Source organism: Microbacterium sp. CSI-V, assembly GCF_001984105.1.
Taxonomy (GTDB): Bacteria; Actinomycetota; Actinomycetes; order Actinomycetales; family Microbacteriaceae; genus Microbacterium.
Genome location: NZ_MTQM01000008.1, coordinates 412,868 through 434,237 on the forward strand (window position 1 = coordinate 412,868; position 21,370 = coordinate 434,237).

The window sequence follows — 21,370 nt, forward strand, 5'->3', positions numbered from 1 at the left end:
TAAACGGTGCAACGCCCCGGTCGTCACCGCAGAGAGGAGGGGCCGATGACAGCTGCATCCGGTCCCACGCCCCGCCTCCTGACGGCGGGTCAGCTCTTCCTCGACCTCGTCTTCGCCGATCTGGCCGACGCGCCGCGTCTCGGCGAGGAGCACTGGACCCCCGCGTTCGGCTGGGGTCCCGGCGGCATCGCCAACTACGCCATCGCCGCCGCCCGCCTCGGGGTGCCGACCGCCCTGACGGCCGACGTGGGCGTCGACGCGTTCTCGCACCTGGTGCGCGAACGCCTGACCGACGAGGGCATCGCCGCCGACCTGCACGAGCGCGCCGACTGGAACCTCCCCGTCACCACCGCCCTCGGCTACGGCGGCGACCGCGCGCTCGTCACCGGCGGGCGTCCCGCTGCCCCCCTGGCATCCGTCCTTGCCACCGCCCCGGTCACCCCGGTCGCCGCCGTCCACATCGACGCGTCGGTCTCCGACTGGGTGCGCGAGCGTGCTGCTCGAGGCACGAAGGTCTTCGCCGACATCGGCTGGGACGCCGACGAGAACTGGGACCCCGACGTCCTCTCGGTCCTCGACGGATGCCACGCCTTCCTGCCGAATGAAGCCGAGGCCCGCGCCTACACGCGCCGCGACGACGCCCGCGCCGCCGCCCGCGCCCTCGCCGAGCGGGTGCCGCTCAGCGTCGTCACCCGCGGCGGACACGGCGCGATCGCCGTCGACTCCTCGACCGGCGAGGAGATCGAGGTCGGCGCCGTCCGGATCGATTTCCTGGATGCCACCGGCGCCGGCGATGTCTTCGGCGGCGCCCTCGCCGCGGCCGAACTCACCGCGTGGGCGCTGCGCGAACGCGTCGACTTCGCCACGCTCGTCGCCGCGGTCACCGTGTCCCGCCCCGGTGGCGCCGCCGCCTCCCCGCGACTCGACGAACTCGTGCCCTGGCTCGACGCCCACCCCGGAGCCGCCGACCCCGCGCGCTTCGCCTTCCTCCGCGACGCGCTGCACGACGGCGCCTTCCCGTTCGACGCCGCCCCCACGCCCGTCCCCTGACCCCCGCACCTCCCACCCGAATCAAGGAGTGACCCACCCATGACGACCCTCACCCCGCGCCGCCGACGCGCGCTCGGCACCGTCGCCGTCGCCGCTGTCGCAGCCCTCTCCCTCTCCGCCTGCTCCGGTGGCGCCGGCGGCTCGTCCGACGGCCCCCTCACCCTGTGGACGTGGCCCGGCGGCCTCGGCGAGTCCGTCGTCGACTCCGCCAAGACGCAGTTCCCCGACGCGAAGCTCGAGGTGACCACGATCGGCGACGACGTCAAGCAGAAGCTCGTCACCGTCTTCACCGGTCGCAGCGGCATCCCCTCCATCACGGGGATCAAGGGCGAGGACATGCCCTACTTCCTGCAGCAGGCCGACCTCTTCACCGACCTCAAGACGCTCGGCATCGACGACCAGCTCGCGGACTTCCCCGCCTGGAAGCTCGCCGAGGCCACCACCGCCGACGGCAAGCTCATCGGCCTGCCCACCGACATCGGTCCCACCGCGCTGTACTACCGCACCGACGTGTTGGCAGCAGCGGGCCTGCCGACCGACCCGGCCGAGGTGGCCGCCGCCACCTCGACGTGGGAGGACTACTTCGCGTTCGGAGAGAAGCTCAAGGCCGCCACGGGCGCCTACCTCGAGGTCTCACTCGAGGATGTCTTCACCAAGGTCATGGGCCAGGGCGAAACGAAGATGGTCTCGCAGGACGGGGAATTCCTCGGGGACAGCGCTCAGGTCAAGAAGGCCTGGGACACCGCGATCGAAGCCAACCAGCGCGGCCTCGTCGCCGGCATCCAGGACGGCAGCCCCGACTGGGCCGCCGCCGTCAACAACGGATCGCTCCCGACGCTTCTCGGTGCCGCCTGGTACCAGGGCGACCTCAAGAGCAACGCTCCCGACACCTCGGGCAAGTGGAACGTCACGGCGATGCCCGGCGGGCCCGCCAACGTCGGCGGCTCGTTCCTGACGATCCCCGCTGCCACGGGCAACAAGGACGAGGCGGTCAAGATCGTCGACTACCTCCTCTCGCCCGAGAACCAGGCCACGACCTACACCGAGGTCGGCAACTTCCCCTCCTCGAGCAAGGCGCTGGAACAGCCCGCGCTGCAGGAGCCGGACGCCTTCTTCGGGGGCCAGGTGACCACGGACGTCTTCAAGGCCGCCTCCGAGAAGATGCCGATCAGCTACACCAGCCCGATCGACAACGAGCTCCAGGCGCCCTTCATCACGGAGCTCGCCAACGTGCAGTCGCAGGGCAAGGACCCGCAGCAGGCTTGGAACGACGCCCTGGCCGCCGCCCAGCAGGTGTGGGAGCGCTCTAAGTGACATCCGCCACGCGCGTCATGACGGCCTCGGGGGTGCGCCCCAGCGCGCGCCCCCGGGGCCGGGGACTCAAGCGGCACTGGCCGATGTACGTGGCCATCGCCCCCTTCTTCCTGCTGTTCCTCGGCTTCGGCATCTTCCCCACGCTGTACTCGCTCGTGCTGTCGTTCCAGGACTGGAACGGGCTCGGCGCGGCGCACTGGACCGGGATCGACAACTACACGCGCCTGTTCACCGACCCCACGTTCTGGCTGTCGGTCCGCAACACGTTCATCATCTTCGCGCTGTCGACGTTCCCGATGCTCGCCATCGCGATCGCCATCGCCGCGATGCTCAACAACGCCGTGCGGTTCAGCACCGCGTTCCGCATCGCCTACTTCGTGCCCAACATCACCTCCGTCGTGGCGATGGCGGTGCTCTTCGGCTCGATCTTCGGAGAGAACTTCGGTCTGGCCAACTCGTTCCTCCACGCGATCGGTCTGCCCGGCGTGCAGTGGCTGTCGACGCCCTTCGGCATCCAATTGACGATCTCGATCCTCATCACGTACCAGTGGACCGGGTACAACGCGATCATCTTCCTCGCCGGGATGCAGTCCATCGGCGGCGAAGTGTACGAGGCCGCCAAGCTCGACGGCGCCGGCCCCATCCGCAGCTTCTTCTCGATCACGCTGCCGCTCCTGCGCCCCACCATCATCTTCGTGCTCGTCGTCTCGACCGTCACCGGCATGCAGAGCTTCACCGAGGCCCAGGTGCTCACCGCGAGCTCCAGCACGACGAACCCGAACAGCGGCGGCGCCGGGCAGGGCGGCCTCACGATGGTCCTGTACTTCTACCAGCAGGCCTTCAGCTACAACCGCTTCGGCTACGGCGCCGCGATCGCCTGGGGAGTCTTCCTCATCGTCGTCATCTTCACGATCATCAGCTGGCGCTTCACGGCCGGCAAGAAGGAAGACAAGGCCCGCGCATGACCGTCACCACGCCCCCGCCCGCCACGGTCACCGAGCACATCACCACCGCCGGCGTTCCCCTCCGCCGGCGGCGCAAGGCGACCCCGGGGCGCGTGCTGCTCTACGGCGGCCTGACCTTCGGCGCGATCATCTCGCTCTTCCCGCTGTACTGGCTGGTGGTCATGGCCAGCAACTCGACGAGCGACATCTACACGACGCCGCCGACGTTCATCCCCGGCCCGCGCCTGTTCGACAACATCGGCGCGGTGTTCTCGCGGATCGACTTCGCGGGCTCGCTGCTGAACACCGTCATCGTCGCGTGCAGCGTGACGTTCCTCGTGCTCGTCTTCGATTCGCTCGCGGCCTTCGCGTTCGCGAAGTTCGAGTTCCCCCTGCGCCGGACGCTCTTCACGATCACGCTCGTGACGTTCATGCTGCCCATGCAGCTCGCCGTGATCCCGCAGTTCATCACGATGACGAACCTGGGATGGGTCGGTCAGTTGCAGGCGCTCATCGTGCCGGCCGCGGCGAACGCGTTCGGCATCTTCTGGCTGCGCCAGTACATGGTGTCGTCGATCCCCGACGAGTTGATGGATGCCTCGGTGCTCGACGGCGCGGGCTTCTTCCGCCAGTGGTTCACGGTGTGCCTGCCGCTCATCCGCCCGGGTCTCGGCTTCCTCGGCATCTTCACCTTCATCGCCGCCTGGAACGACTACCTCTGGCCCTTGGTCGTCCTGACGAACCCGAACCAGGTGACCCTGCAGGTCGCGATGGCGCAGCTGAACACCGCGTTCGGCCAGGACTACGGCATGGTCATGGCGGGCGCGCTGCTCGCCGTCCTGCCGCTGCTGGTCGTCTTCCTCTTGGGGGCGCGCCAGTTCATCGGCGACATCGCCAAGGGTGCGATCAAGTGACCGGGGTCACCCTTCCGACCGGCCTCGCCCCCGTCTCCGCGACCACCCGCGTGGTCGTCTGCGCTCCGGAGGAGATCGGCGACGTCGCCGCGGGTGTCGTCGCCACCGTCGCCCCCGACGGCGTGCTGGGCGTGGCCACCGGGTCATCGCCGCTCGCACTGTACGCCGCGCTCATCCGGCGGCGCGCCGAGGGACTCGCGACCGAGGGCCTGCGCCTGTTCGCGCTCGACGAGTACGTCGGGCTGCCCGACGACGACCCCCGCTCGTACGCGGCGTACGTCCGTTCGGTGATCGCCGAGCCGCTCGGCATCCCGGCCGCGCACGTGCGCGTGCCGAGCGGGTCGACCGCCGCGGATGCCGCGGCCTACGAGCGCGCGATCGCCGAGGCGGGAGGAGTCGACCTGCAGATCGTCGGCATCGGGCGCAACGGTCACATCGGGTTCAACGAGCCGGGATCGGATGCCGACACCCGCACGCGCGTCGTCACGCTCGACGAGAGCACTCGCCGGGCCAACGCCGAGCACTTCGACGGCGATCTCGCCCGGGTGCCGACGCACGCGATGACCCAGGGCGTCGCAACGATCCTCGCGGCCCGCCGGATCGTGCTCGTCGCCTCCGGCGCCGCCAAGGCCGCCGCTCTGCGCTCCGCCCTCCTCGGCCCCGTCACGGCCGACAATCCCGCGTCGTTCCTGCAGCGGCATCCCGACGTCACCGTCGTGGCCGATCCCGATGCCCTTCGAGAGGACCGATGAGCCACCTCGGCGATCCGACCCCCGGATCCGACACCCGCCTGCCCCCGCGCGCCTGGCTGCGTTCGGACGCGCCCGCCCAGAGCCTCGACGGCGACTGGGCGTTCCGCCTGCACGACGCGGACCCCGCAGACGACCTCGACGGCCCTCCGCCGTTCGTCGCCGTCGACGCCGACATCGCCGGGTGGGACACGATCCCCGTGCCCTCGCACTGGGTGCTGCACGGGCATGGGCATCCCACATACACGAACATCCGCTACCCGTTCCCGCTCGATCCGCCCCACGTCCCCGACCACAACCCCACCGGGGATCATCGGCGCGTCTTCGACTGGCATCCCGAGTTCTGCCCGGGTGGGCGCACGCTGCTGCGTTTCGAGGGCGTGGAGTCGCTCGCGACGGTGTGGCTCAACGGCACGGAGATCGGCTGGTTCACCGGGAGCCGTCTCATGACGGAGTTCGACGTCACCGACCACCTCGTGGACGGTGAGAACGTGCTCGCCGTGCGCGTGCACCAGTGGTCGGCCGCGAGTTACCTCGAGGATCAGGACCAGTGGTGGCTCCCCGGCATCTTCCGGAGCGTCTCGCTGCAGGGCCGGCCCGCGAACGGTCTCGACGACGTGTTCGTGCGCGGCGACCGCGATCCTTCCACCGGCGCCGGCGTGCTCGACGTGCAGCCGCGCGGCGGCTGGCCGGTGACCGTGCGCGTCCCCGAGCTCGGTGTCGACGAGACGTGGGCCTCCGCGGACGAGGTGATGCCGCTGCCGATCGACGCGGTCGACGCGTGGACCGCCGAGACCCCGCGCCTCTACGACGTCGAGGTGTCGACGGATGCCGAGACCGTGCGCCTGCGCGTCGGGTTCCGCCGCATCGAGATCGTCGGCGACCGGCTCCTCGCCGACGGGCGTCCGCTGATCTTTCGCGGCGTCAACCGGCACGAGACCGACCCCGACCGGGGACGCGTCTTCGACGAGGACTACGTGCGCGGCGAGCTCGCCCTCGTGCGCCGCCACAACATCACCGCGATCCGCACAGCCCACCAACCCCCGCACCCGCGCGTCCTCGAACTCGCCGATGAGCTCGGCTTCTGGGTCGTGCTGGAATGCGACCTCGAGACGCACGGCTTCTGGGACGTCGAGTGGACGGGCAATCCCGCCGACGACCCCGCCTGGCGCGCCGCGTGCCTCGACCGCGCGCGCCGCACCGTCGAACGCGACAAGAACCACGCGAGCGTCGTGATGTGGTCGCTCGGCAACGAGTCGGGCACCGGGCGCAACCTCGCCGAGATGGCGGGCTGGATCCGCGAGCGCGACGACACCCGCCCGATCCACTACGAGGGCGACTACGGCGGGGCGTACACCGACGTGTACTCGCGCATGTATCCGACGCTCGAGGAAATCGCCTCGGTCTGCGGCGAGCAGACGATGGCCGTCCACGAGATCGGACCGGCGGAGGGGGCACGCCAGCGCGCGAAGCCGTTCGTCCTGTGCGAGTTCGCGCACGCGATGGGAAACGGACCCGGCTCCCTCGCGGACTACGAGGCGCTCGTCGAGAAGTACCCGCGCCTGCACGGCGGATTCGTGTGGGAGTGGCGCGACCACGGCATCCGCACCCGCACCGTGGACGGCACCGAGTACTTCGCGTACGGCGGCGACTTCGGAGAGCCCGTGCACGACGGCGTCTACCTCATGGACGGCCTCGTCCTGTCGGACGGCACACCCTCGCCCGGCCTCGGTGAGCTCGCCGCGGTGTGGACACCGATCGCGCTCGACCATCTCGGCGGCCGCTCGTGGCACGTGCGCAACCGACAGCACACGCTCGGCACGGACCACCTCGACCTGCACTGGCGGGTCGAAGACGACGGCGTCCGCATCGCTGGCGGTGTCGTGACCCTGCCCCCGCTCGCGCCGGGCGAAGAGGGGACGATCGACCTGCCGGTCGACGAGCTCCCGGATGCCGCGACGGAACGCTGGATCACCCTCGAGGCCGTGTGGCGCGAGGCACCGCCGTGGGGCGCGGCCGGTCATGTCGTGTCGCGGGCACAGGCAGTGCTGCGGTCGATCCCCGCGCACCCGCGCCGTCGCGGGACCGCGACGTGGGACGGCGATGCACTCGGCGACGCGGTGTTCGACCGCCGCGGCGGGCTAGTGCAGTGGAGGGGCATCGACGTGTCGGGACCCGTCCCGGAGCTGTGGCGCGCGCCCACCGAGAACGACCAGCTCGACGGCCAGGGATCCTACGAGACGTCCGACCCCGTGCTCACCCACGGCCGTGGCGACGAGCTGACCCCCGCCTCGTCGGTGCGCTGGCTCGAACGGGGGCTCGACCGTCTCCAACACCGTGTGCTGTCGGTCGACCGCACCGACCAGGGACTCGTGCAGCGTGTCCGGTCCATGGCGGCGCACAGCGCACAGGGCATCGAGACCACCTTCACGTGGGCGCTCGACGGCGACGGCCTGCGGCTGCACACCGACATCCGCCCTTTCGGACCGTGGGACTGCACGTGGCCGCGGGTCGGAGCACGTTTCGGGCTGCCCTCCGCGGTCGCGGACGACCCCGTGGAGTGGTTCGGAACAGGGCCCGCCGAGTCCTACGCCGACAGCGCCGAGGCCGCGTACGTGGGCCGGTTCTCGGCATCCGTCGATGACCTCACCGTCGCGTACGGGCGGCCGCAGGAGAGCGGGCACCGACCGGGCCTGCGCGCGCTCGATCTCGGCCCGCTGCACCTGCGCGCCGTCGCCTCGGGGTCGACCGGCCTGCCCGGTTTCCAGCTCCAGCGCCACACCGCGCAGGAGCGCACCGGGATCGCGCACGCCCACGAACTGCCGCCGTCGCGCGGGCTGTGGCTGTACCTCGACGCCGCACAGCATGGTCTCGGCTCGCGCGCGTGCGGTCCGGACGTGCTCCCCCGCTACGCCCTGTGGCCCCGCGCGGTGTCGTGGACGGTGGTGTTCTCGTAAGCCCCCGGCTGCTGTCGAGTGTCCAGGACGTGCGACCCCGATGGCCGCTGGCCTCACGGCTCAGTGTCCAAGACACGCCGCATCGCGCGGCCGGGATGCGGCGTGTCTTGGACACTCAACGTCAGGACAGGCGCCCCAGCGACCTACGCGGGCGACCGCCCGACGTACCGCGCGGACGGCCGGATGATCTTCGGGTCGCGCGCCTGCTCCAGGACGTGCGCCGTCCACCCGACGGTCCGGGCCAGGGCGAACGTCGGCGTGAACATCTCGGGAGGGATGCCGCACTCCTCCATGACGACGGCGGCGTAGAACTCGACGTTGGCGTGCAGCGGCCGGTCGGGCTTGTGCTGGGCGAGGAGCCTCTCGGCCGTGCCCTGGAACGCCAGAGCCTGCGCAACGCGCGGTCCGCCGAAGCTCTCGGCGACCGCGCGCAGCAGCGCGGAACGCGGGTCGGTCGTGCGGTACACCGCGTGGCCGAAGCCCATCAGCCGACGGCCGGCGGCGAGCTCGGCGCGGATCCACGACTCCGGGTCGTCACCCGCGCGGTCGAGGCTCTCCAGCGACCGCGCCGGCGCTCCGCCGTGCAGCGGTCCGGACAGCGCCCCCAGCGCGCCGGTGAGGCACGCGGCCATGTCCGCGCCGGTCGAGGCGATGACCCGCGCGGTGAACGTCGAGGCGTTGAAGCCGTGGTCCATCGCGGCGATGAGGTACGCCGTCAGCGCGCGCTCGTGCGCGGGATCGGGATGGATGCCGGTGAGCGCGGCGAGGTAGCCGGAGACGACCGGCCCCGTCGGGCCGGGGTCGGCGCCGCGGGCGACGGCGGCGATCACGCGCGGGGCGACCGCCGCGAAGGCGATCGCGTCGTCGAGCCGCCCGCGCTCGTCGAGGTCGTACAGCGGACGGGTTCCCCGAGCGGATGCCAGCAGCGGCCAGGCCGCGCGCAGCGCGGTGAGCGGGTCGTCGGTGCGGGCCACCACGGTCTCGACGACACGGTCGACGGCGGGGTGGGCGGCGGCCTGCGCGACCAGGTCGAGGAAGGATGCCCGGGTCGTCGCATCCGGAAGCTCACCCACGACCAGCAAGTGCCACACGTCCTCGAACGTGCGCTCGCGCGCGAGATCCACCGCCGGGATTCCGCGGTAGTGGTACATGCCGGCCTCGCCGTCCACATCGCCGATGGCGGTTTCGGCCGCTACGACCCCGGTCAGTCCGCGGGGGACATCGATCAGCTCGCTCATGCGCTCAGTGTGCGAACATGATGTTCCCACCGTCAACGTTGATCGGATCAATGTGCCGCCGTCACTTCCTCGTCTCACCGCCGCCCAGGCCGCCTCCCGCCTCGGCGTCAAGCCCGCGACGCTGTACGCCTACGTCTCGCGCGGCCTGCTCGCGCGCGACCGCGACGCGCGCGGGTCGACGTTCGACGCGCTCGAGGTCGAGGCGTTCGCCGCCGCGCGTCGGCGCACGGCCGCGCACACGCCCGCGCACCCGACGACCGGTCTGCCCCTCGGGGTGATCCGCACCGATGTGGCCGACATCGAGGACGGCGAGCTCCTCTACCGCGGTCGTCGCGCCCGCGACCTGATCGGCCGCCCGTTCGCCAAGGTCGTCGCGTGGCTGTGGGATGCCGAGCGCGTCGACGCGCCCGACACCGCGATCGGCTCCGCGCGCGCGATGGTGCAGGCGCTGCCGCTCCACACGGGTCCGATGGACCGACTGCGCGCGGCCCTGACGGGCTTCGCCGCCGACGATCCGCTGCGCCGCGAGGCGAGCCCCGAAACGGCGTATCGCATCGGCTGGACCCTCCTCACCGGGCTCCCCGTCGCCCTCGGCGGGCACCCGCACCCCGATCTCGCGCGCTCCCTCGTCACCGCCTGGATCCCCGGCCCGTCGGCTCCGGTCGTCGCCGCCGTCAACGCCGCCCTCGTCCTGCTCATCGACCACGATCTGGCGGTATCGACCTTCGCGGCGCGCGTCGCGGCCTCCGCACGCGCCGACGGGTACGCGGCGGTCAGCGCGGCGCTCGGCGCCGCCGATTCCCCTCTCCACGTCTCCGCGGCGACCCGCACCGCCCGCCTGCTGGCCCGGGTCCGTCGCGGCCTGGAGCCGGAACGGGCCCTGGCCGAGGCGCTGCAGGAGGGCAATGGCATCCCGGGGTTCGGTCACCCGCTCTACGACAGCGTCGACGATCGGGCCGACGCCCTGTTCCCGCTCCTCGCCACCCTGCCCGACGGCGAGGGGACGATGGATGCCGTGCGCCGGCTGCAGGAGGTCGTCGCCGATCGCGCGCGCCTCGCGCCGAACGTCGACCTGGCTCTGGCGGCGCTCGCCTCGGCGGCCCGGCTTCCCGAGGACACCGCGGCCACGATCTTCGTCGTCGGGCGGACGGCCGGGTGGATCGCCCACATCGCCGCCGAGTACGCCGAGCCCGCGATGCGGCTGCGTCCGCGCGGCGAGTACGTCGGGACGTGAAGTTTCGGGCGGCCGGAGGTGAAAGCGTCCGCCTTCGCGCTCGTCCTCACCAGGGACCTGGCTAGGTTGCCGGGCATGATGTACAACGTCCTGGAGGCCCGGAACCACCTCTCGCGGCTCATCGCCGACGCCGAGTCCGGCGTCGAGGTCATGATCGCACGACGGGGTATCCCTGTCGCGCGGATCGTGCCGATCGCCCCCGAGCCGCGACGGGCGAGCAACGCCTTCGCGCAATGGCTCGCGGAGAACCCCCTGACTCCTGACCTGGCGCGTCCGGTCGATGAGATCGAGGCCGTGATCGCCGAGAACAGGGCGTGATCTACGTCGACAGCTGTCTCGTCATCTACGCCGTCGAGCGCGATGACAGCGTCGGGAGCCGAGCCCGTGAAGCTCTCGCCGGTTCCGACGAGCCGCTCGCGACGAGCCCGCTGGTGATGCTCGAGGCGCTCGTCGGCCCGATGCGAGAGGGAGACGCACTGCCACAGGCGCAGATGTGGAACGCCCTCGACCGCTTCGAGCTCCTCCCCATCGACGATGACGACTATCTCCGCGCCGCTCGGCTTCGGGCGCGGTACCGCGGACTGCAGACGGCGGACGCGCTGCACCTCGCCGTCGCCCAGCGCGTGAGGTGCACCGCGTTCTGGACCAACGATGCGCGCCTCGCGGGCGCCTCGGGCGGTCTGGCAGTAGACGTGATCGGCGGTGGATGACACCGCCCGGCGCTCAGCCCGCGTTCCACCCCTTCGCCAGCTCGACCACCGCGGCGACCGCGGCCTCGGTGTCGGCGGGCGTCCCCCCGGCGCGGCCCGCGACGAGACCCGCGACGAACGCGCTCAACGGCGCGGCCGGCCGAGCCACGCCGTTCGCGACGTCGCGCGCCAGGTCGAGGATCATCGAGATGGGCACATCGCCCTCGGCGAGGCCGAAGCGCTCGGCGAGCGCGGCGCTCCACTCGTTCAGCGCCTCGGGCGGCAGGGTGCGGGATTCGGTCACGGCTCCTCCTCGGGCTCGCTCGCGGCCGAGCCTCCGACCGCCGTCAGATCGTCCCACGTGTCGATGTCGCGCGACAGAGCCGCGGCCGCGTCGACGAACGCGATCCGCAAGCCCCCGAGGAGCGTCCGCATCGCGGCATCCCGCCCGCCCCCGGGAACCGTGGATGCCGCCGCGCGGAGCGCCGCAATCCGGTACCGGCCCGTGAGCCACTGGGGTCGGCCGCCCTCGGCCAGGCACACTCCGTCGGCGCCGCCGGGGATCGACGGGAGCGCACCGACCGCGGCCGCCGGGTCGACGAGGTCGCACGCGAGCAGCAGCACCTCGTCGGCCTCGACCGCGGCGAGTGCCGCGACGGTCCCGGCGACGGGACCGCCGAACGGCGGATCCTCGCGCACCCAGATCACGTCGAGGTCGGGCGCGAGGACCGGCGCGGCGACGACGATCCGCGCGGCCCCGACGCCCCGGGCCGCGGCCACGGCACGGGCGAGGAGCGTCTCTCCGTCGAGCCGGAACAGGGGTTTCCGCGCTCCACCGACACGGGCGGCCCGGCCTCCCGCGAGCAGGATCGCGTCGAGGCTCATCCGACCCGCACCTCGACGAGGTCGCCGGGCTCGAGGTCGCGCTCGCCCGGCGGGATCACGGCGTAGCCGTCCGCGTCGCCGAGACCGCGGGTGGAGCCGCGGGTGCCGGGCGCGGGCGGCACGGCGCGCCACGCGGCGGGATCGGTCCGGTCGAGCCGCACGGGGACGTACTGCACCCGGTCGGCGCGCACCCGCCACCCCTCGGCGAGCGGTAGCCGGACGACCGTGCGGTCCTCGCCGGAGTCCCCCTCCAAGGCGCGCAGCGCGGGGCGGACGAACACCTCGAACGACACCGCCGCACTCACCGGGTTGCCCGGCAGACCGAACACGAGGGTTCCCGCGGCCGTCCGCCCGAAGCCCTGCGGCCGCGCGGGCTGCATCGCGACCTGCACGAACGACAGCAGGTCGCCCAGGCTGTTCTTCACGACCTCGTACGCGCCCGCGCTCACCCCGCCCGAGAACACGACGACGTCCGCCCCGAGCCGCTCGGCCTCGGCGATCGATGTCCGCGGTCCGTCGCCCTCGTCGGCGATGCTGGCGCGGAGCACGACCTCGGCCCCCGCCTCCTCGGCGAGACCCGCGAGCAGGTAGCTGTTCGACTCCGGGATCTGCCCGTACCGCAGCGGCATCCCGGGCGCGACGAGTTCCGACCCGGTCGAGATCACGGCGACCCTCGGCGCCCGGGCGATGTCGACGGACGCGGTTCCGGATGCCGCGATCGCCGCGATCCGCGCCGCGGTCAGCCGCACACCGGCGGGGGCGATCACGGCGCCGGCGGGCGTGTCCGACCCGCGGCGGCGGATGTGGGCACCGGGCCCGGGCGGGGCGATCAGCACCTCGGTCTCGGACAGCGACCCGTCGAGGCCGAGACGGGTGTCCTCGAAGGGGACGACGGCCGTGGCATCCGTCGGCACGGGAGCACCGGTCATGATCCGCACGGCTTCGCCGGGCCCCAGGGCTGGATTCTGCGGCGTCCCCGCCGGCAGGTCGGCCACCACCCGCAGCGCGACGGGGACGGTCGCGACGTCGTCGACCCGCACGGCGAACCCGTCCATGGCCGAGTTGTCGAAGCCCGGCACGTCGACGGCCGCGTGCACCGGATGCCGCAGCACTCGGCCGCGGGCGTGTTCGAGAGGTCGCTCCTCAGCCGGGAGCGGAACGACCGCGGAGAGGATCGCGGCGAGGTGCGCGGAGACCGCGATCACAGGCATCCCCTCAGCGTAGGCGGCGGGTCCTGGCATCCGGCCCGGTCCTGTTCGCAAGCCTCGCCCGCGACGGCCGCGCGCGAGTACCGTGTGCGGCATGAGCGACCTGACCTACCCCGAGATCGGGGCGACGGCGGGGCGGCTGCCGCCGGGGTATCACCACGTGCGCGCGGAACGCGTGATCGGTCGCGGTCGGGTGGCGTTCGAGCAGGCCGCCGACGCGCTCCTGTGCGGAGCGGTGCAGCGGCGGGCGGGAGCGACCGTGCGGTTGTCGCAGACGCCGCTGCGCGTCGGGACCCGGATCGACATGCGGCTGGGGCCGTTCGGCATCCCGTGTCTGGTCGTGTGGGCGGAGCGCGACGACGACCACGCCGGTTTCGCCTACGGTTCACTGCCCGGGCACCCCGAGAGCGGCGAGGAACGGTTCGAACTGACCCTGGCCCCCTCGGGAGAGGTGACCTTCACGATCACGGCGTTCTCGCGTCCGGGCCGCTGGTTCACGCGCCTCGCGTGGCCGGTGAACCGTCTCGTGCAGCGCCACATGACCCAGCGGTACCTCTGCACCCTCGACTCCCCGACGCGCTGAGAACGGGGAGGGGGCGCAGCCCCTCCCCGTTCGCGTCACTCGGCGTCGGCGTCGCCCTTCCGGCGCGGCCGCAGGAGCAGCGCGATGACGACGCCGACCACGATGACCGCCACGCCACCGACGGACAGACCGATCACCAGCCCCGAGGGTGCGGCCGCGGGCGCCGCGGCATCCGGTGCCGCCTCCGCCTGCTGCGAAGCGACGCCCGCGCAGGGCGACGACTCGGCGCCCTGGCCGACCGGCTCTCCCGCGGCGGGCGCGTACGAGAACGCGTAGGTTCCCGACACGGGGTGCCCGTCGGACGACACCGCCCGCCACGTCACCTGGTACTCGCCGGCGGCCCCGAGCTCGACCGGGGTGGTCAGCGTCGGACCGGCGAGCGCGGTGCAGTCGGTCTCGTAGTGACGGGCGTCCGGCCCGACCACGATCACCTCGTTCCCCCCGTCGGCACCGAGGAGGTTGGCGCTGAACGTCAGCTCCACATCGGATGCCGTCGACACCGTCGCATCCGCCGCCGGCGTCGACGAGACAAGGCTGTCGTGGGCCGATGCGGCCTGTGCCCCGCCGAACGCGGCGCCCACGGCGACCGCGGCGACGATGAGGCTGAGGACGCCGACTCGACGCCGGGGCGCCGTGAGCGCGCGCACGGTCAGGCCTTCTTCGGACGGCGGGCGAACGCCAGTGCGCCCAGCACCGCGCCGCCGATGCCGATCACGAGCGCGGCGATGCTGAGGCCCAGGGCCGCGCCCGCGGAACCGTCCGTGGACGACGCCGACGCCTCGGACATGGTGTGGTCGTCATGTCCGTCGGCCGCGGGTGCCGCGGTCGACGTGTCGTGCGACGCACCGTGACCCGTGGTCGGGGGCGCGTCGTTGATGTACAGCACGGGAGCGGGCTCGAGCGTGTCGTCGGCGGCGACCTCGTCGGGAGTCGCCGACCAGTTCACGACCTCGCCGTCGGAGTACGTCTGCACGGCCGGGAGGACGACGTGTCCGGTGTCGGGCACGGGTCCGAGGACGGCCGAGAAGACCTGGAACTGGTCCTGGCCGATGCCCACGCCGGGGTCGGCCTGCCAGACGATCTTCAGCGGTCCGTCGCTGACGGTGTTGCCGTCGACCTCGACGGGCGCGGGGTAGGCGCCCTTCTCGACGGTCGCCGTCCAGCCGGGCACCGGCTGCACGAGAACGGCGGTGAACGGGGTGTCGGTCGGGAGCGTCACCTCGACCTTGACGGTAGAGGCTGTCTCGGACTCGGTCGGAACGCGGAAGTTCACCGTGGCGTAGCTGCCCGGGGTGGCGGTGTTCGGGTTGACGGTGACGTGTGCGGATGCCGCGAGGGGCACGCCCAGAGCGAGGGCGAGGCCGGCGGCCGCGCCCACGAGGGCGCGCGAGAGGGAACGGGACATGAATGCTGCTTTCTGAATGTGCGCAGGCGTGATCGCACGCCGGAACGCGAGGGGTGAGGAGGTGGGAGGGTTTCACGCCGGAAGCGGCGGACCCCGATGCCTCATCACCGACAGGACGGTCATGCCGACCGTCAGCAGCGGCGGCTCCGGACGCACCCGGGGCACCGCGAGCGGGCGCGGTGCCGTCAGGGGCACCAGCGCGCGGAAGGTGTCGGACAGCAGCCCGGCGACCGCGCGCAGCGCGCGTTCCCCCGAGCCCAGCGCGAGGACCGTGACCCCCGCGGCGAACGCGTGCGCCAGCCACATCCAGGGCGACTCGGTGCCCGTGAGCCCGTGCGAGTGGGCGGATGCCGCGACCTCGGCGAGCGCGACCGCCTCGCCGTGGTGACCGGCCGTCGCGATGCCCCCGCTCAGGTCGAGGGCCAGCAGCGAGTGGAACAGCAACTGGCTGGCGGCGATCGCGGCCGTCAGACGCCACCACGACACGGTGCGTCCGACGAGGGCGATGCACAGGGGCGACGCGAGGCTCAGGGCCAGGACGACGTTGAGCACGGAGGGGAGCTCGCCGGCGGCGACGGTGTGCGACAGGGTCGCGACCAGCGTCGCGACCACGGCAGCGGAGACCCCGCGTGCCGCGCGGCGCGCGCGCCCCGCCCGTGCCGACATGTCGGTCCTCTCCATCCGTTCGCTGCCATTCCACCACACGGGTCGGACACCTCGGCGCTGTATGGCGCCCCGCGGCGGCGGTCCCCGGTGCCGCCCCGCGCCCGTCGGCCGGGCGTACGCTCGACCCATGTCCCCCTCCTCGCGCGGCCGGTCCTGACATGGGCCGCCTGACCGCTCCGCGTCGCGTCACCCGCATCACGCTGGACGGCGTGAACCGGCAGCGGCCGGACGTGGTCGCTGTCGAGGAGCCGCTCGAGATCCGGGTCGCTGGTTCCCCGCTGTCGGTGACGATGCGCACGCCCGGGCACGACGTCGAACTCGCGGCCGGATTCCTCGTGTCGGAGGGCGTCCTCCACCGCGGCGACCAGTTCGCGCGGGCGATCCACTGCGGCGGACCGGGTACGGGCGGCGCCGACGGCAACACCTACAACGTCCTCGACCTCACGCTCGCTCCCGGCGTGACGCTCCCCTCCCCCGACATCGCCCGCAACTTCTACACCACGAGTTCGTGCGGCGTGTGCGGCACGGCATCCATCGAGGCCGTCGAGAAGGTGTCGTCGTACGACGTGTCGGAGGACGGCATCCGGGTCGATGCCGTCGACCTCGCCGGCTTCCCCGACCGGCTCCGCGAGGGGCAGAAGGTGTTCGAGAAGACCGGCGGACTGCACGCCGCGGCGCTCTTCGACATCGCGACCGGCGAGATGCTCGTCGTCCGGGAAGACGTCGGACGACACAACGCCGTCGACAAGGTCGTCGGCTGGGCCCTGCTCAACGACCGGCTGCCGCTGCGCGGCACCGTGCTGCAGGTGTCGGGCCGCGTGAGCTTCGAGCTGGTGCAGAAGGCCGTGATGGCCGGCATCCCGATCCTGTCCGCCGTGTCCGCGCCGTCGTCTCTCGCGATCGAGCTCGCGGAGCGCGCGGGACTCACCGTCGCGGGGTTCGTCCGCGGCGGCAGCATGAACCTCTACACACGTCCGGATCGCATCCTCGTTCCATCCACAACCCCCGCACTCGCGGAAAGCTCCGGCGTACGCTGACGGCAGGCGCACGGTGTGTGGATGCCACCGACTCGGCGCCGAAACCATCGGAGGGTGAACATGGGTGACGCGTTCGGGCTGATGAAGGACGCACCGCGTCAGGGCGGCCTCGGCCCCGCGGTCACGGGCGACTGGGAGAGCACCGGCGAGTACGAGCACCCGGCCGCCGGCTGGGGTGCGGCGCTCACGGTCGGGAAGGTCCTGCTCGAGCAGCGCCAGCCGATCGCCGGCACCAAGGCCATGTTCACGATGAACCACCCGAAGAGCGGTTTCGACTGCCCCGGGTGCGCGTGGCCCGACGACAAGGGCGTCGCCCTCGACATCTGCGAGAACGGCATCAAGCACGTCACGTGGGAGATGACGCACAAGCGCGTCGGCAAGGAGTTCTTCGCCGAGCACTCCGTGACCGAGCTGTCGCAGTGGACGGACTTCGCGCTCGAGGATGCCGGTCGCCTCGTCGGTCCGATGGCGTACGACGCCGCGACCGACCACTACGTGCCGATCTCGTGGAACGACGCGTTCCGCCTGATCGCCCAGCACCTGCAGGGTCTCGACAGCCCCGACCAGGCCGCCTTCTACACCTCGGGGCGCCTGAGCAACGAGGCGTCGTTCCTCTACCAGCTGTTCGCGCGCGAGCTGGGCACGAACAACCTCCCCGACTGCTCGAACATGTGCCACGAGGGCTCGGGCCGCGGGCTCACGGCCTCCCTCGCCACCGGCAAGGGCACCGCCGACCTCGAGGACTGGCAGAACTGCGACGCGCTGTTCGTCCTCGGCGTCAACGCGGCCTCGAACGCGCCGCGCATGCTCACGAGCCTCGCCGAGGCGGTCGAGCGCGGGGCGCAGGTCGTGCACGTGAACCCGCTCCGCGAGGTCGCGGCGACCCGCACGATCGTGCCGCACGAGATCGTCGACATGGCGACGTTCCACGATCACCCCACCAGCACCCTCAACCTCCAGGTGCGCCCGGGCGGCGACCTGGCGCTCATCCGCGGCATGGCCAAGGTCGTGTTCGAGGCCGCCGAGCGCGACCCGTCGGTGCTCGACCAGGCGTTCCTCGAGGGCTACACCCACGACTACGAGGCCTACCGCGCACTGGTCGAGGCGACGCCGTGGGACGCCCTCGTCACGCAGGCGGGGCTCACCGAGACCGAGATCCGCGCGGCCGCCGACATCTACCTCGCGTCGGAGCGCACCGTGATCAGCTGGTGCCTCGGCGTCAGCCAGCACGAGCACGGCGTCGACACGGTCCGCGAGATCGTCAACCTCCTCCTGCTGCGCGGCAACGTCGGCCGCCTCGGCACCGGACCCTCGCCCGTGCGCGGCCACAGCAACGTGCAGGGCAACCGCACGTGCGGCATCAACCACAAGCCGACGGAGGAGTGGCTCGCGAAGCTCGACGAGGTCTGCGGCATCCGCTCGCCCCGCGATCCCGGACTCGACACCGTGCACACGGTCGCGGCCCTCCACCGCGGCGACCTCAGAGTGTTCGTCGGCATGGGCGGCAACTTCGTGCGGGCCGCTCCCGACACCAAGCTCACGGCCGAGGGCATGAGCCGCTGCGAACTCACGGTGCACGTCAGCACGAAGCTCAACCGCAGCCACCTCACGCACGGCAAGGCCGCGTTGATCCTCCCGTGCCTCGGCCGCACCGAGCGCGACGAGCAGGAGTCGGGTCCGCAGTCGATCTCGACCGAGGATGCCATGAGCTCCGTCATGCTCTCGCTCGGGTCGCGCAAGCCCGCCTCGCCGCACCTGCTCAGCGAGCCGGCGATCATCGCGCGCCTAGCCCGCGCCGCGATGCCCGCCTCGAAGACGCCGTGGGAGTGGTACGTCGGCGACTACGACCGCATCCGCGACACCATGGCGAAGGTGCTGCCCGGGTTCGAGGGCTTCAACGAGCTCGTCCGCCAGCACTGGGGCTTCCGCATCCCGCAGCCGGCGCGCGAACGCGACTTCCGCACCCCCTCGGGCAAGGCCGAGTTCTCCACCGCCGAGCTGCCCGACGTCATCCCCGCCGACTCCGACGTGCTGGTGCTCCAGACCATGCGCTCGCACGACCAGTGGAACACCACGATCTACTCGGCCGACGACCGCTACCGCGGTGTCCGCAACATCCGCGAGCTCATCTTCATGAACCGCAGAGACATGCGCGACCGCGGCATCGCCGAGGGCGACCTCGTCGACATCGTCGCCACCTCGCGCGACGGGTCGGTCCGCAGCATCACGGCGTTCCGGGCGCTGGAGTACGACACCCCGCGCGGCAGCGCCGCCGGGTACTTCCCCGAGATGAACGTGCTGCTCGGCCCCGACGACTACAGCCGTCAGAGCGACCAGCCGCTGATGAAGAGCCTGCGCGTGCGGGTGGCCAGGACCGCCTGACCGGATGCCGCCGCTGCACGTTCTTTTCGTGTGCTCGCGCAACCGCCTCCGCAGTCCGACGGCGGAGGCGGTCTTCCGCGACTGGCCGGGGATCGAGGTCGCTTCGGTCGGCCTGAAGCCCGACGCCGAGGAGGTCGCGACCCCCGAGGACATCGCATGGGCCGACCTCATCCTCGTCATGGAGCCGACGCACAAGCGCGAGCTGTCGCGCCGGTTCGTGCCGCAGCTGCGTGACACGCGCGTGGTGGTGCTCGGCATCCCGAACGACTACGGATTCATGGATGCCGACCTCGTCGAGCGCCTGAGACGGGTGGTGCCGCGGCACCTGCCGTGACGGCGCGCTCTCACACCGCGGAGTCACCACCGAGCACCGCGCGCAGACCGACGGAGTACTCCTCGAACGTCGTCTTCACGCCGAACGCGCGCTGCACGATGTACCCCTGCGCGAGCGCGACCATGTGGAGGCTGAGGTCCGCGGCATCCGTGCCGGGGTGCTCGGCCACCCACGGACCGAGGGCCTCCTCGTAGGCGCGCCGGATGCGCCCCACGATGTGGGTGATCAGCTGCTTCATCTCGGGGTCGACCGCGGCTTCCGCCCACATCTGCAGGACGACCGAGGCGGGGGTGCCGTCGTCGTCGAACCCGCGGAGGAAGCCTGCCACGAGGTCCCACGGCGAGCGCGGCTCCCCGCCTGCGGCCGCGATGTGCGCTTCGCGCGCCCCGATCACGGCGTTGGCGGCGTAGAGGGCGATCTGCGCCTTGCTCTCGAAGTGCGAGTAGATCGAGCCGGTCGACAGTCCCGACTCGGATGAGATGTCGGCGATCGCCGTGCGCGCGATGCCTTTTCGCTCCATCACCCGGATGGCGGCGCTCACGATTTCGTCGCGGCGGGCCTGCGAGGACGCTTCCGTGAGTCTCGGCATGCAAACAGAGTACCCGTTCTGTATAGTCACACCCAGAACGCTCATTCTCTTTGGAGGCACCCATGTCCGCCCGCGTCGATCCGCCCACGCACTGGGCCCGCTCTCTCGCCATCGCCGTCGGCGCGGCGGTCGCCGTCACGCTGATCGTGCTCGCCTTCCTGTGGCCGGTGGCCACGGCATCCGCGAAGAACATCCCGCTCGCCGTCGTCGGCGATGCGGCATCCGTCACCCAGGTCGAGGACGGCCTGGCGGAGAACGCCGACGGCGTCTTCGCCCCGACGACCTACGACAGCCGGGACGCTGCGATCGACGCGATCCAGCGACGGGAGGTCTACGGCGCGATCGTGACGGGCCCGCAACCCGAGGTCGTCGTCGCGACGGCGGCCGGCCCGGCCGTGGCGACGGCGCTCCGGGGAGTGGCGCAGGGCCTGCAGGCGCAGGTGTCCGCGCAGCTGGCCGCGCTGGGGCAGAACCCCCTGGCCGTCACGGTCACCGTCACCGACGTCGTGCCCCTCGTCGACGCCGACCCGAACGGTGCGGGCATCGTCGCGATCGGCTTCCCCCTCGTCCTGGGCGGCCTGGTCGGCGGCATCCTGATCTCGCTCCTGGTGACGGGGGTGGCCCGACGGATCACCGCCCTGGTCGTCTACGCGGTCGTGGCCGGAACCGCCGTCACCCTCATCGCGCACACCTGGTTCGGCATCCTGCCCGGCGACGCGCTCCCCCTCGCGGCGGGGGTCACTCTCGCCATGCTCGGGACCGCGTCGTTCATCGTGGGCCTGAACGCGCTCATCGGCCCTCCGGGCATCGCGGTCGGCGCCGTGACGACGATGCTCATCGGCAATCCCCTGTCGGCGGCGAGCATGCCGGTCCAGTTCCTCGCGGCACCGTGGGGCGGCGTCGGCCAGTTCTTCGTGCCCGGCGCCTCGGCGACCCTCATCCGCGACCTGAGCTACTTCCCCGCAGCCGACACGACCCAGCCCTGGCTCGTGCTGGCGGCGTGGGCGCTCGTCGGCGTCGTGCTCAGCGCGATCGGCCACTGGCGCAACCGCGAGGTCGTCCACGTCGCGGAGTGACCGGGCGGATGCCGCGCCCCACCGCCTCTGCGCAACCTCAGCGATTCGCGCAGCCGCGGCCCGGATCCCCCCGAATCGGCTGAGGTTGCGCGGATCCCGGAGCCACGGCGGCCCGC

22 protein-coding genes are annotated in these 21,370 nt (G+C 72.1%); 14 read left to right on the plus strand and 8 right to left on the minus strand.

The annotated features are described in order from the left end of the window. Positions 1–45: 45 nt before the first annotated feature. From CSIV_RS08545 to CSIV_RS08570, 6 genes are read left to right on the plus strand one after another with little or no spacing between them, the layout of a single operon-like run. A complete protein-coding gene (locus CSIV_RS08545) occupies positions 46–1,050 on the plus strand; it encodes a carbohydrate kinase family protein (RefSeq protein WP_077050967.1) in 1,005 nt (334 codons plus the stop codon). 39 nt (positions 1,051–1,089) lie between these two features. Next, on the plus strand, positions 1,090–2,364 hold the full coding sequence (locus CSIV_RS08550) for an ABC transporter substrate-binding protein (protein ID WP_077050968.1): 1,275 nt from the start codon (positions 1,090–1,092) through the stop codon (positions 2,362–2,364). Then, positions 2,361–3,329 carry a carbohydrate ABC transporter permease gene (locus CSIV_RS08555; RefSeq protein WP_238592353.1) on the plus strand — a complete coding sequence of 323 codons (969 nt, stop codon included), beginning with the start codon at positions 2,361–2,363 and terminating at the stop codon, positions 3,327–3,329. Before CSIV_RS08550 ends, CSIV_RS08555 begins: the two co-directional genes overlap by 4 nt. Then, complete coding sequence (locus CSIV_RS08560; RefSeq protein WP_083735068.1) at positions 3,326–4,222, plus strand: carbohydrate ABC transporter permease; 897 nt, start codon at positions 3,326–3,328, stop codon at positions 4,220–4,222. Before CSIV_RS08555 ends, CSIV_RS08560 begins: the two co-directional genes overlap by 4 nt. Beyond that, positions 4,219–4,974: a glucosamine-6-phosphate deaminase gene (locus tag CSIV_RS08565; protein WP_238592354.1), complete on the plus strand. Its 756-nt coding sequence runs from the start codon at positions 4,219–4,221 to the stop codon at positions 4,972–4,974. Before CSIV_RS08560 ends, CSIV_RS08565 begins: the two co-directional genes overlap by 4 nt. Next, a complete protein-coding gene (locus CSIV_RS08570; protein ID WP_077050969.1) occupies positions 4,971–7,928 on the plus strand; it encodes a glycoside hydrolase family 2 TIM barrel-domain containing protein in 2,958 nt (985 codons plus the stop codon). Before CSIV_RS08565 ends, CSIV_RS08570 begins: the two co-directional genes overlap by 4 nt. A 143-nt stretch (positions 7,929–8,071) precedes the next feature. Here CSIV_RS08570 and CSIV_RS08575 read toward each other — a convergent pair whose 3' ends face one another. Then, positions 8,072–9,166, minus strand: a complete 1,095-nt coding sequence (locus CSIV_RS08575; RefSeq protein WP_077050970.1) for a citrate synthase — start codon at positions 9,164–9,166, stop codon at positions 8,072–8,074. A 52-nt stretch (positions 9,167–9,218) separates the two neighbouring features. Between CSIV_RS08575 and CSIV_RS08580 the strand changes: the two genes are divergently transcribed. The 3 genes from CSIV_RS08580 (at position 9,219) to CSIV_RS08590 (ending at position 11,110) form a co-directional block, all read left to right on the plus strand. Next, positions 9,219–10,400 carry a citrate/2-methylcitrate synthase gene (locus CSIV_RS08580; protein ID WP_077050971.1) on the plus strand — a complete coding sequence of 394 codons (1,182 nt, stop codon included), beginning with the start codon at positions 9,219–9,221 and terminating at the stop codon, positions 10,398–10,400. A 75-nt stretch (positions 10,401–10,475) separates the two neighbouring features. Continuing rightward, a complete protein-coding gene (locus CSIV_RS08585; protein ID WP_077050972.1) occupies positions 10,476–10,718 on the plus strand; it encodes a type II toxin-antitoxin system Phd/YefM family antitoxin in 243 nt (80 codons plus the stop codon). After that, positions 10,715–11,110 (plus strand): type II toxin-antitoxin system VapC family toxin, encoded by a 396-nt coding sequence (locus CSIV_RS08590; RefSeq protein WP_077050973.1) that lies wholly within the window; start codon positions 10,715–10,717, stop codon positions 11,108–11,110. Before CSIV_RS08585 ends, CSIV_RS08590 begins: the two co-directional genes overlap by 4 nt. A gap of 13 nt (positions 11,111–11,123) precedes the next feature. Here the strand turns inward: CSIV_RS08590 and CSIV_RS08595 are convergent, their stop codons facing one another. The 3 genes from CSIV_RS08595 to CSIV_RS08605 are packed head-to-tail and all read right to left on the minus strand — an operon-like array spanning position 11,124 to position 13,185. After that, on the minus strand, positions 11,124–11,393 hold the full coding sequence (locus tag CSIV_RS08595; protein WP_077050974.1) for a DUF6457 domain-containing protein: 270 nt from the start codon (positions 11,391–11,393) through the stop codon (positions 11,124–11,126). Further along, the gene (gene mobA / locus CSIV_RS08600; protein ID WP_077050975.1) at positions 11,390–11,974 is read right to left on the minus strand and encodes a molybdenum cofactor guanylyltransferase; all 585 of its coding nucleotides are present in this window, start codon (positions 11,972–11,974) and stop codon (positions 11,390–11,392) included. The genes CSIV_RS08595 and mobA overlap by 4 nt, the downstream gene beginning before the upstream one ends. Beyond that, a complete protein-coding gene (locus CSIV_RS08605) occupies positions 11,971–13,185 on the minus strand; it encodes a molybdopterin molybdotransferase MoeA (RefSeq protein ID WP_175627585.1) in 1,215 nt (404 codons plus the stop codon). The genes mobA and CSIV_RS08605 overlap by 4 nt, the downstream gene beginning before the upstream one ends. Positions 13,186–13,276: 91 nt before the next feature. Here CSIV_RS08605 and CSIV_RS08610 point away from each other — a divergent pair, with 91 nt between their 5' ends. Then, complete coding sequence (locus CSIV_RS08610) at positions 13,277–13,765, plus strand: DUF1990 family protein (RefSeq protein WP_077050977.1); 489 nt, start codon at positions 13,277–13,279, stop codon at positions 13,763–13,765. A 35-nt stretch (positions 13,766–13,800) separates the two neighbouring features. Here CSIV_RS08610 and CSIV_RS08615 read toward each other — a convergent pair whose 3' ends face one another. The 3 genes from CSIV_RS08615 to CSIV_RS08625 all read right to left on the minus strand — a co-directional run bounded on the left by CSIV_RS08615 (position 13,801) and on the right by CSIV_RS08625 (position 15,836). After that, positions 13,801–14,412, minus strand: coding sequence for a copper resistance CopC family protein (locus tag CSIV_RS08615; RefSeq protein ID WP_160897615.1), 612 nt, complete (start codon positions 14,410–14,412; stop codon positions 13,801–13,803). 2 nt (positions 14,413–14,414) lie between these two features. After that, positions 14,415–15,170, minus strand: a complete 756-nt coding sequence (locus CSIV_RS08620) for a YcnI family copper-binding membrane protein (protein WP_077050978.1) — start codon at positions 15,168–15,170, stop codon at positions 14,415–14,417. A 72-nt stretch (positions 15,171–15,242) separates the two neighbouring features. Then, positions 15,243–15,836: a hypothetical protein gene (locus CSIV_RS08625; RefSeq protein WP_077051382.1), complete on the minus strand. Its 594-nt coding sequence runs from the start codon at positions 15,834–15,836 to the stop codon at positions 15,243–15,245. Positions 15,837–15,994: 158 nt separating this feature from the next. Between CSIV_RS08625 and fdhD the strand changes: the two genes are divergently transcribed. Genes fdhD through CSIV_RS08640 form a run of 3 tightly spaced genes read left to right on the plus strand, consistent with a single transcriptional unit; the run spans position 15,995 to position 19,589 of the window. Beyond that, positions 15,995–16,873, plus strand: a complete 879-nt coding sequence (gene fdhD / locus CSIV_RS08630) for a formate dehydrogenase accessory sulfurtransferase FdhD (RefSeq protein WP_077050979.1) — start codon at positions 15,995–15,997, stop codon at positions 16,871–16,873. A 60-nt stretch (positions 16,874–16,933) separates the two neighbouring features. Continuing rightward, positions 16,934–19,255: an FdhF/YdeP family oxidoreductase gene (locus CSIV_RS08635; RefSeq protein ID WP_077051383.1), complete on the plus strand. Its 2,322-nt coding sequence runs from the start codon at positions 16,934–16,936 to the stop codon at positions 19,253–19,255. Positions 19,256–19,283: 28 nt separating this feature from the next. Then, the gene (locus CSIV_RS08640; RefSeq protein ID WP_202969671.1) at positions 19,284–19,589 is read left to right on the plus strand and encodes a low molecular weight protein tyrosine phosphatase family protein; all 306 of its coding nucleotides are present in this window, start codon (positions 19,284–19,286) and stop codon (positions 19,587–19,589) included. Between the two features lie 10 nt (positions 19,590–19,599). Here the strand turns inward: CSIV_RS08640 and CSIV_RS08645 are convergent, their stop codons facing one another. Then, the gene (locus CSIV_RS08645) at positions 19,600–20,178 is read right to left on the minus strand and encodes a TetR/AcrR family transcriptional regulator (RefSeq protein WP_160897616.1); all 579 of its coding nucleotides are present in this window, start codon (positions 20,176–20,178) and stop codon (positions 19,600–19,602) included. Positions 20,179–20,240: 62 nt separating this feature from the next. Between CSIV_RS08645 and CSIV_RS08650 the strand changes: the two genes are divergently transcribed. After that, a complete protein-coding gene (locus CSIV_RS08650) occupies positions 20,241–21,254 on the plus strand; it encodes an ABC transporter permease (RefSeq protein WP_077050982.1) in 1,014 nt (337 codons plus the stop codon). The last annotated feature ends 116 nt before the right edge of the window (positions 21,255–21,370 follow it).

Bases quoted from the DNA above. Each gene is read 5' to 3' on its own strand.
- CSIV_RS08545 (WP_077050967.1), top strand. From the start codon at position 46: ATGACAGCTGCATCCGGTCCCACGCCCCGCCTCCTGACGGCGGGTCAG.
- CSIV_RS08575 (WP_077050970.1), bottom strand. From the start codon at position 9,166: ATGAGCGAGCTGATCGATGTCCCCCGCGGACTGACCGGGGTCGTAGCG.
- CSIV_RS08550 (WP_077050968.1), top strand. From the start codon at position 1,090: ATGACGACCCTCACCCCGCGCCGCCGACGCGCGCTCGGCACCGTCGCC.
- CSIV_RS08645 (WP_160897616.1), bottom strand. From the start codon at position 20,178: ATGCCGAGACTCACGGAAGCGTCCTCGCAGGCCCGCCGCGACGAAATC.
- fdhD (WP_077050979.1), top strand. From the start codon at position 15,995: ATGGGCCGCCTGACCGCTCCGCGTCGCGTCACCCGCATCACGCTGGAC.
- CSIV_RS08625 (WP_077051382.1), bottom strand. From the start codon at position 15,836: ATGTCGGCACGGGCGGGGCGCGCGCGCCGCGCGGCACGCGGGGTCTCC.
- CSIV_RS08585 (WP_077050972.1), top strand. From the start codon at position 10,476: ATGATGTACAACGTCCTGGAGGCCCGGAACCACCTCTCGCGGCTCATC.
- CSIV_RS08610 (WP_077050977.1), top strand. From the start codon at position 13,277: ATGAGCGACCTGACCTACCCCGAGATCGGGGCGACGGCGGGGCGGCTG.
- CSIV_RS08620 (WP_077050978.1), bottom strand. From the start codon at position 15,170: ATGTCCCGTTCCCTCTCGCGCGCCCTCGTGGGCGCGGCCGCCGGCCTC.
- CSIV_RS08635 (WP_077051383.1), top strand. From the start codon at position 16,934: ATGGGTGACGCGTTCGGGCTGATGAAGGACGCACCGCGTCAGGGCGGC.
- CSIV_RS08570 (WP_077050969.1), top strand. From the start codon at position 4,971: ATGAGCCACCTCGGCGATCCGACCCCCGGATCCGACACCCGCCTGCCC.
- CSIV_RS08560 (WP_083735068.1), top strand. From the start codon at position 3,326: ATGACCGTCACCACGCCCCCGCCCGCCACGGTCACCGAGCACATCACC.
- CSIV_RS08650 (WP_077050982.1), top strand. From the start codon at position 20,241: ATGTCCGCCCGCGTCGATCCGCCCACGCACTGGGCCCGCTCTCTCGCC.
- mobA (WP_077050975.1), bottom strand. From the start codon at position 11,974: ATGAGCCTCGACGCGATCCTGCTCGCGGGAGGCCGGGCCGCCCGTGTC.
- CSIV_RS08605 (WP_175627585.1), bottom strand. From the start codon at position 13,185: ATGCCTGTGATCGCGGTCTCCGCGCACCTCGCCGCGATCCTCTCCGCG.